Genomic DNA, 1,689 nt, shown 5'->3' on the forward strand with positions numbered 1-1,689 from the left:
CATACTTTCTCTTTCTACGGTGGTAAACATAATTCCCAGGTTGCCGGCAGACAGGTGGGAGTTCGGGAAGAAGATATCGAAAAGGATGTCAATTCTTTAGATTGGTTTTTAACTAAAACTGGTGAACAGGGTTCCGTCCCCAATGTCCAGAAAAAAATTGTTAATCGAGTCGCCACTGGGCCAGATTTCCAAGTGGAGAAAACTTGGCAGCTACCGGATGATAGCACCCTGTCCCTACACCGAAAAATATATCCTTCTGTCACGGTTAACCCCCTTGAAAATGCGCCAAAACGGGTGGAATTAAGAGAGATTGCCATTACCGAAAAAGCTTCTCCTAATCAAGCCATTCCCGTGGTTTATAAATGGGCAGGAGACTGGCAACAATTAAAGTCAGGGATAGTGATTTTAAACTGGCAAGAAGTGGACGGTAAGGATTATTGGATGCACGATCACGGTATAGCTATGGGGGGATTAATGGCAGAAAAATTAACTCCAGAAGAGCAACAAAAGGGTTTTGAAGTCACTGAAAAAACCGCCATGCAGTCGGCAGCAACCCCCGGAGTTTATCGCTTATCTGCTGTTTATCTCAATCGGGAAACTGGCGAAACCTATCCGATTAAAACTAACGCTCAAATTACCATCGATCCTCAAGTTCCCAAGTTAGCAACGCCCCAATTAGATTTAGTGACCCAATTGCGCTTAAAGTCTGCTAATATTGGTCAAGGATTAACGGGTATTGAGCCAATTTTTGAGTTAAATAATCGTATCAATCAATACGATTCGATTCAGGATTATGTGCTGCAAGCAGACAAGGCTTTTTCCTATCGTTTACAGCAACAAAATCCCCCCGATAAGTTATCTTTAGCCTACGGATTAGCAATTTCTAAGGTACTACAACAGGATGTGGCAGGGGCAATAAAAGCCACGGAGGAAATGATTAAAATTGACCCCCATAATCCCTATCATTATGCTTATCAGGGTTTTATTTATCTCTACGATTGGCAACCGCAAGCAGCCCAAAAAGTCTTAGATAAAGCTAGACAATTAAATCCCGATAGTGAGGAAATTAAGACTTTAAATGCAGTGGCTGCCTTGATGGGGGGAAATCTCGTTAAAGCTTGGCAATTATGGCAGTCAAATTAAAATAGAGTGGGAATTATGAATTATGAATTATGAATTAGGAAGTGGGAGAGGGGAGAAAAAAGCTGTCTTCTGTCTCCTCAATCTTGAATCCTAACCCCATGGTAGATGTGGGATTTTTGCAGGAGTTATATTTTCCGACAAAGATAAGCAAAAGTTATTTATTGACTGCAAAAACTTGAGAATATTTAAATTAACATTCCGCAATATTTATAAATTCTTAAGAATTAATTGAGAAAGATTTTTATTTAACAACGACGTTATGCTAGTTACAGCGATTTGATAGAATTTCATAATGGGATATTCTATGCTTTTTTGGGCAGCAATGGTTGAAACCCTTGCCACACCTAGAAGGTGATCCTAATTAAGACGGGTAAATTAGTCAATTTCACCCACAACGATGATCTTTTTTTTATGTAGTTTTATTGCAAAAAAAAAGTTTTTTTGACAAAAAGCACAAAGTATGATAGGAACCCAAGGTATTTCTGGTTGCGAGTAATTATTGTAGAGAAGGGAGATGGGAGGGGGGTGTGGGGTGTGGGGTGTGGG

1 protein-coding gene is annotated in these 1,689 nt (G+C 39.9%); it reads left to right on the forward strand.

Going from position 1 to position 1,689, the window contains the following annotated elements; genetic code table 11:
* A partial coding sequence (locus PX484_RS10785; RefSeq protein WP_502882728.1) for a tetratricopeptide repeat protein occupies positions 1-1,143 on the forward strand: 1,143 nt, incomplete at its 5' end.
* Positions 1,144-1,689 lie beyond the last annotated feature (546 nt).

Source organism: Microcystis sp. M49636_WE2 (assembly GCF_030065375.1).
Taxonomy (GTDB): Bacteria; Cyanobacteriota; Cyanobacteriia; order Cyanobacteriales; family Microcystaceae; genus Microcystis; species Microcystis aeruginosa_C.